We start from the raw sequence: 6,581 nt of genomic DNA, 5'->3' as shown, positions 1-6,581 counted from the left end.
GGGGATGCCCTGCGGCGGGCGGCGCGGGATTCCTTTGTGCACGGACTGCATGTGACCTTGCTGGTGAGCGCGGGGCTGTTGCTGCTGGGGGCGGTGATGGCGCTGCGGCTGCCGCGGGTGATGCAGTGTGAGGCGACGTCGGTGGAGTTGCCCGCGCAGCGGGAGGTGGAGAGGTCCCGCGTGTCGGCGTGACCGGGTGGGAGGCGGCCCTGGACGTGGGCCGCACCGCGTCGTAACGTCGGGCCGGAGCTGCTTGACTAGCATCGCTAGTTTTCCCTGGCCGGAGGTGCGTGCCCATGTCCTCGTTCGACCCCGTCGACCCCCTCGGGATCGACGATCTGCTGGACCCGGAGGACCTGGCCGTCCGCGACACCGTGCGGAACTGGGCCGCCGACCGCGTCCTGCCCCACATCGCCGAGTGGTACGAGAAGGGCGAGCTGCCCGTCATCCGGGAGCTGGCCCGCGAGCTCGGCTCCCTCGGTGCCCTCGGGATGTCGCTCAGCGGCTACGGCTGCGCCGGCGCCACCGCCGTGCAGTACGGGCTGGCCTGCCTGGAGCTGGAGGCCGCCGACTCCGGCATCCGCTCCCTGGTCTCGGTGCAGGGCTCCCTCGCCATGTACGCCGTCCACCGCTTCGGCAGCGAGGAGCAGAAGCAGGAGTGGCTGCCCCGGATGGCCGCCGGCGAGGTGATCGGCTGCTTCGGGCTCACCGAGCCCGACCACGGCTCCGACCCGGCCTCCATGCGCACCCACGCCAAGCGCGACGGCACCGACTGGGTGCTGAACGGCCGCAAGATGTGGATCACCAACGGCTCCGTGGCCGGCGTCGCCGTCGTCTGGGCGCAGACCGAGGACGGCATCCGCGGCTTCGTCGTCCCCACCGACGCCCCCGGCTTCTCCGCCCCCGAGATCAAGCACAAGTGGTCGCTGCGGGCCTCCGTCACGAGCGAGCTCGTCCTCGACGACGTACGGCTGCCCGCCGACGCCGTACTGCCCGAGGCCACCGGGTTGCGCGGGCCGCTCGGCTGTCTGTCCCACGCCCGCTACGGCATCGTCTGGGGCGCCATGGGCGCGGCCCGCTCCAGCTTCGGGGCCGCCCTCGACTACGCGAAGTCACGTGAGCAGTTCGGCAGGCCCATCGGCGGCTTCCAGCTCACCCAGGCCAAACTCGCCGACATGGCGGTCGAACTGCACAAGGGAATTCTGCTCGCCCATCATCTGGGGCGGCGCATGGACGCCGGCCGCCTGCGTCCCGAGCAGGTCAGCTTCGGCAAGCTCAACAACGTACGGGAGGCGATCGAGATCTGCCGTACGGCGCGGACCATTCTCGGGGCGAACGGAATCTCCCTCGAGTACCCCGTGATGCGGCACGCGACCAACCTCGAGTCGGTGCTCACCTATGAGGGCACCGTCGAGATGCACCAGCTCGTGCTGGGCAAGGCGCTCACCGGGCTCGACGCCTTCCGGTGAGGCCGGGGCGGGGCGGGGCCGGTGCGCGGCCCTGCCTCAGCTCTGGTTGAAAAACCCGTCCGACCGGTGCGCCGCCGGGTCCGCGGTGACGATCTCGGTGTCGGCGGGGGACAGCAGGAACACCCGCGTGGACACGCGGTCGATGGAGCCGCGCAGACCGAAGACCAGTCCGGCCGCGAAGTCGACCACGCGCTTGGCGTCGGCGGGCTCCATGGCCGTGAGGTTCACGATGACGGGCACCCCCTCCCGGAACAGCTCGCCGATAACGCGGGCGTCCCGGAAGCTGTCCGGCGTCACCGTGCCGATCCGGCGGCCCTTCTCCTCGGCCGTGTCCGTGGCCACCTTCACCCGGGGGTCGGTGACCCAGGCGTCCCCGGACTCGGTGCCCTCGGAGTAGTCGTCGTCGTAGTAGCGCTCGTCATCGTTGTCGTCGACGAGGCCGAGCCACGCACTCGCCTTGCGTACCGATCCCATGGACGCCTCCTCTCACAGCGGTCATTCTTCCTTTCCGCATCCCTATGGTCATCCATGATGCTGACAACGCGCCAAGTGAATAGGCGCCGCGCGGGGGGTTTGTGACGGTACTGGTGCACGGCGAATCCGTCGAGAGCCCGTATGCCCCAAGGGTGGCGCGCTACACGGACGCTGACGGTGAGTGAAATATGATTGTCCCCAGCGCGCGCGTGCACACGGGTGACGCGTGGTGCGCACGAGTGAACGAAGGGGGCGGTACGGCGCTGCGGCTCCGCGTCGTACGCCCCTCGGGGGACGGCCGCTCCCGGCGGAGGCTTCGGCCGTCCGAACGGGGAAAGCACTTGCTGTCCGGAGGGTCGAGTTCCGGACACCCCGCGGCTTGGGCGACCTTCGGTGACGTGATCGTCCTCACGCCTGCCGATCCGGACGGGACGGGTCCTTTCCGGCTTCTGACCAGGCGTCAATTCACCTCGGCCACACATGGCCCACGCGAATCGCACACAGTCGCGCGGCTGAAAGGCACCCTTGCGCCGACCGGTCGTTCGGCCGAATACTCCCCCACAGCGCTTGTCAGGGGCACGGCATGTCCGGGATCCGGACATCACGTCCCCTGACTGCGCCTCACGGGCCCCCGACCCCACGCGGGCCCCCGACTTCCTTTGTGGAGGAACGCCAAGTGAGGATCAAGCGCACCACTCCCCGCAGCGGCATGACGAGACGGACCCGGCTGATCGCCATCGCATCCGGCCTCGCGGCCGCAGCCGCGTTCGCGGTCCCCAGCGCGAACGCGGCCGATGCGCCGGCCACCTTCAGTGCGGCCCAGCTCACCAAGACGAGCGACTCCGTGCTCAAGGCGGACATCCCGGGCACGGCCTGGGTGGTCGACGGCAAGACCAACCGGGTTGTCGTCACCGTCGACAGTACGGTCTCCCAGGCCGAGATCAACAGGATCAAGCAGCAGGCGGGGGCCAACTCCGGTGCCCTGAGCATCAAGCGCACCTCCGGCAAGTTCACCAAGCTGATCTCCGGCGGCGACGCCATCTACGCGAGCAGCTGGCGCTGCTCGCTGGGCTTCAACGTCAAGGACAGCAGCGGCAACTCCTACTTCCTGACGGCCGGCCACTGCACCAACGGCGCGGGCACCTGGTGGTCGAACTCCTCGAAGACGACCGTCCTCGGCACCACCGCCGGCTCCTCCTTCCCCGGCAACGACTACGGCATCGTGCGCTACACCAACAGCTCGGTGGCCAAGCCGAGCGCCGTGGGCAGCGTGACCATCACCCGTGCGGCCACGCCGTCCGTGGGCACCACCGTCTACCGGCGCGGCTCCACGACCGGCACCCACAGCGGCCGTGTCACGGCGCTCAACGCGACGGTCAACTACGGCGGCGGCGACGTCGTCTCCGGCCTCATCCAGACCACGGTCTGCGCCGAGCCCGGCGACTCCGGCGGCTCGCTGTACTCCACCAGCGGCATCGCCTACGGTCTGACCTCCGGCGGCAGCGGCAACTGCAGCTCCGGCGGTACGACCTTCTTCCAGCCGGTCACCGAGGCGCTGAGCGCCTACGGGATGCGCATCGGCTGACGTCGCCCCGAGCCGGGCCGCAACCCGTGCGGCCCGGCTCCCGCTCCACCCTCACCTCCGGTGAAGGCCCCGCCCTCTCGCGCGCAAGGGCGGGGCCTTCGCGTGTCAGTCGGCCCACGGCGGCGCGATGACGGTGCCGTCGGCCAACTCCGCCCGGAGCCCGACGGACGTCGCCACCCAGGAGACGGCGGTGCGCTCCGTGGGGTTCTCCACGGCGAAGGTCGTGCCGGCGTTGATGATCACGGTGTCGCCCGCGGTGATCCGGTCGGCGCGACCGTCCACGGTGATCAGGAGCTCGCCGTCGAGCAGGTGGAAGATCTCCTCGCCGTCGCCGGTGAGCTCACCCAGCGCGTTCACGGCGGTGTCGTCGCGCGCGGCTTCGAAGGGCTGCGGCCCGCGCACGGCTTCGCCTTCTCGCGGCTCGCCCCGGACGGCGCGACCGTCACCGAGCTCGCCGTCCACCTCGGGGTCACCAAACAGGCTGCCAGTCAGCTCGTCGACGAGATCGTGCGGAAGGGGTACGCCGAGCGGCGGCCGCACCCCGGGGACGCGCGGGCTCGGCTGGTGGTGCTGACCGAGCGGGGGTGGGCGTGCACTCGCGCGGCGGAGGAGGCGGCCGCGGAGGCGGTGCGGCTGCGGGAGCTGACGGGGCGGATCCGGGCGCGGGTGCCGCGGCTCGTGCCGGACGTGGAGGTGGTGGGCGACCCGGTCCGCCGGCTGCCCGGTGTCGTCACCTTTTCGTGTCTCTATGTCGACGGGGAGACACTGCTGCACGAGCTGGACCGTGAGGGGTTCTCCGTCTCCTCCGGCTCGTCGTGCACGAGCAGCACCCTGACGCCGAGCCACGTCCTGAGGGCGATGGGCGTGCTGAGCGGGGGCAACGTACGGGTGTCGCTGCCGCCCGGGACGCCGGAGGAGGACGTCGAACGGTTCCTGGCGGTCCTGCCGGGCGTGGTGGCGGGGGTCCGGGAGAAGTTCGGGGCGCCGGCCGGGGAGCAGCCGGCCTCCGCGCGGGAGGACGCGCTGGTCGTGGACGCCCTCGGCAAGCGCTGCCCGATCCCGGTGATCGAGCTGGCCAAGGTGTTCGGGGACGTGCCCGTCGGCTCCACGGTCCGCGTCCTGGCCGACGACGAGGCGGCGCGGCTGGACATTCCGGCGTGGTGCGGGATGCGGGGTCAGGAGTACGTCGGCGAGGAACCGGCGGACGAGGGCTCCGCCTATGTCGTCCGCCGGCTCTCGTAGCGTCCGACGCTCCGTCAGGCGAGGTGGGCGTGGACCTCGTCGGCCGCCTCGTCGCCGTACGCCTTGGTGAAGCGCTCCATGAAGTGGGCGCGGCGCAGCTGGTACTCCTGGGTGCCGACCGTCTCGATGACCAGGGTGGCGAGCATGCAGCCGACCTGGGCGGAGCGCTCCAGGCAGACGCCCCAGGCCAGTCCGGAGAGGAAGCCGGCGCGGAAGGCGTCGCCGACGCCCGTCGGGTCCACCTTGCGGTCCTCGTCCGGGCAGCCGACCTCGACCGGCTCCTGGCCGGCGCGCTCGATGCGCACGCCGCGCGAGCCGAGGGTGGTGACCCGGTGGCCGACGCGGGAGAGGATCTCGGTGTCGCTCCAGCCGGTCTTGGACTCGATGAGGCCCTTCTCGTACTCGTTGGAGAACAGGTACGTCGCCCCGTCCAGCAGTATCCGGATCTCGTCGCCGTCCATCCGGGCGATCTGCTGGGAGAAGTCGGCGGCGAACGGGATCTCGCGCGTGCGGCACTCCTCGGTGTGCCGGAGCATCGCCTCCGGGTCGTCCGCGCCGATCAGCACCAGATCGAGACCGCCGACGCGGTCGGCGACGGTCTTGAGCTCGATGAGGCGGGCCTCGCTCATCGCGCCGGTGTAGAAGGAGCCGATCTGGTTGTGGTCGGCGTCGGTGGTGCACACGAAGCGGGCGGTGTGCAGGGTCTCGGAGATGCGGACCGAGTCGGTGTCGACGCCGTGCCGGTCCAGCCAGGCGCGGTACTCGTCGAAGTCGGGGCCCGCGGCGCCCACCAGGACCGGGCGGGTGCCGAGCTGGCCCATGCCGAAGGCGATGTTGGCACCGACCCCGCCGCGCCGTACGTCCAGCTGGTCGACCAGGAAGGAGAGCGAGACCGTGTGCAGCTGATCCGCGACGAGCTGGTCGGAGAAACGGCCGGGGAAGGTCATGAGGTGGTCGGTGGCGATGGAGCCGGTGACTGCGATGCGCACGGCGTGGACGCTCCTGAGGTCAGGGGGATTGACAGTTCACGCTACCCGGTGTCGCGGTTCGCGCCACCCTGCCGGTGGGTGACACCGGAGCGGGCGGGACTACCCGATGGTAGGCCTGTCTCGGGCGGCCCTTCCGTGCCTACGGTTCACCCATGACCAACCTTGAGGCCCACACCGCCCGCACCGCCCCCGCTCCGGCCGATCCCGAGGGCGATCTGGCCTCGCTGCGCGGGGACTGCGCCCGGATGGCCCCCCTCTGGGCGGCGCCCGGCCGGGCCGCCGCGCTTCCGGTGCCGCCGTCCCGCATCCACGGCGTGGACGTGCCCGCCTCCTCCGCGCGGCTGCTGGACGCGATGTCGGACTACGGAGACTGACCGGCCGGACCGGCGTACCGAGGGGAACCGCGCGCTCCCCCGCTGCGTCCCATCGCTGTCCCCCGTCCGGGGGATGCGGGATACGACCCAGCCGAAGGAGCGATGCGGTGAACACCGAGCGACCCGACCACGACGACGCGGCCGCGGACACCGCCGAGGAGGCCCCGGAGCAGGCGGAGACGCCGAGGCGGAAGGCTTCGGAGGACGGAGGCGGGGCCGCGGAGGTCACCGGGACCTCCGCGGGCCAGGAAGTCCCGGACACCCCGGATGCCTCGGATGCCTCGGAGGTCACCGCAGCCCTGGACGTTCCGGCCGTCACCGCGGCCCCGGATGCACCGGACGTCACCGCGGCCCCGGACGGTGACGACGGGCGCTCCGGCGGGTGGCGGGTGCGCGGGCGGTCGCCGGTGGTGATCGCTTCGGTCGCCGCCACGGTGCTGCTGGTGGG

5 protein-coding genes and 4 pseudogenes are annotated in these 6,581 nt (G+C 71.6%); 6 read left to right on the top strand and 3 right to left on the bottom strand.

What is annotated here, in order from left to right; all coding sequences use genetic code 11:
• Positions 1-192: pseudogene (locus tag C1I97_RS28185) on the top strand (MFS transporter); the annotation flags it as partial.
• 104 nt (positions 193-296) lie between these two features.
• Complete coding sequence (locus tag C1I97_RS28180) at positions 297-1,469, top strand: acyl-CoA dehydrogenase family protein (RefSeq protein ID WP_111005953.1); 1,173 nt, start codon at positions 297-299, stop codon at positions 1,467-1,469.
• 36 nt (positions 1,470-1,505) lie between these two features.
• On the opposite strand, the gene C1I97_RS28175 is transcribed toward C1I97_RS28180, so the two are convergent.
• Positions 1,506-1,943, bottom strand: a complete 438-nt coding sequence (locus C1I97_RS28175; RefSeq protein WP_111005952.1) for a cell division protein SepF — start codon at positions 1,941-1,943, stop codon at positions 1,506-1,508.
• Between the two features lie 676 nt (positions 1,944-2,619).
• Here C1I97_RS28175 and C1I97_RS28170 point away from each other — a divergent pair.
• A complete protein-coding gene (locus tag C1I97_RS28170; protein WP_111005951.1) occupies positions 2,620-3,528 on the top strand; it encodes a S1 family peptidase in 909 nt (302 codons plus the stop codon).
• Between the two features lie 105 nt (positions 3,529-3,633).
• Here C1I97_RS28170 and C1I97_RS28165 read toward each other — a convergent pair.
• Positions 3,634-3,864, bottom strand: a pseudogene (locus tag C1I97_RS28165) (cupin domain-containing protein); the annotation flags it as partial.
• Between the two features lie 114 nt (positions 3,865-3,978).
• Between C1I97_RS28165 and C1I97_RS28160 the strand changes: the two are divergent.
• A pseudogene (locus tag C1I97_RS28160) lies at positions 3,979-4,770 on the top strand (aminotransferase class V-fold PLP-dependent enzyme); the annotation flags it as partial.
• 14 nt (positions 4,771-4,784) lie between these two features.
• Here the strand turns inward: C1I97_RS28160 and C1I97_RS28155 are convergent.
• Complete coding sequence (locus C1I97_RS28155) at positions 4,785-5,759, bottom strand: carbohydrate kinase family protein (protein ID WP_111005949.1); 975 nt, start codon at positions 5,757-5,759, stop codon at positions 4,785-4,787.
• A 152-nt stretch (positions 5,760-5,911) separates the two neighbouring features.
• On the opposite strand from C1I97_RS28155, the gene C1I97_RS28150 reads away from it, so the two are divergent.
• Together C1I97_RS28150 and C1I97_RS28145 are read left to right on the top strand one after the other, a co-directional pair.
• A complete protein-coding gene (locus C1I97_RS28150; RefSeq protein WP_111005948.1) occupies positions 5,912-6,133 on the top strand; it encodes a hypothetical protein in 222 nt (73 codons plus the stop codon).
• A 107-nt stretch (positions 6,134-6,240) separates the two neighbouring features.
• A pseudogene (locus C1I97_RS28145) lies at positions 6,241-6,581 on the top strand (hypothetical protein); the annotation flags it as partial.

The organism is Streptomyces sp. NTH33, assembly GCF_003236365.1.
Lineage (GTDB): Bacteria > Actinomycetota > Actinomycetes > Streptomycetales > Streptomycetaceae > Streptomyces.
This window is presented reverse-complemented; position numbering and strand designations above follow the sequence as displayed.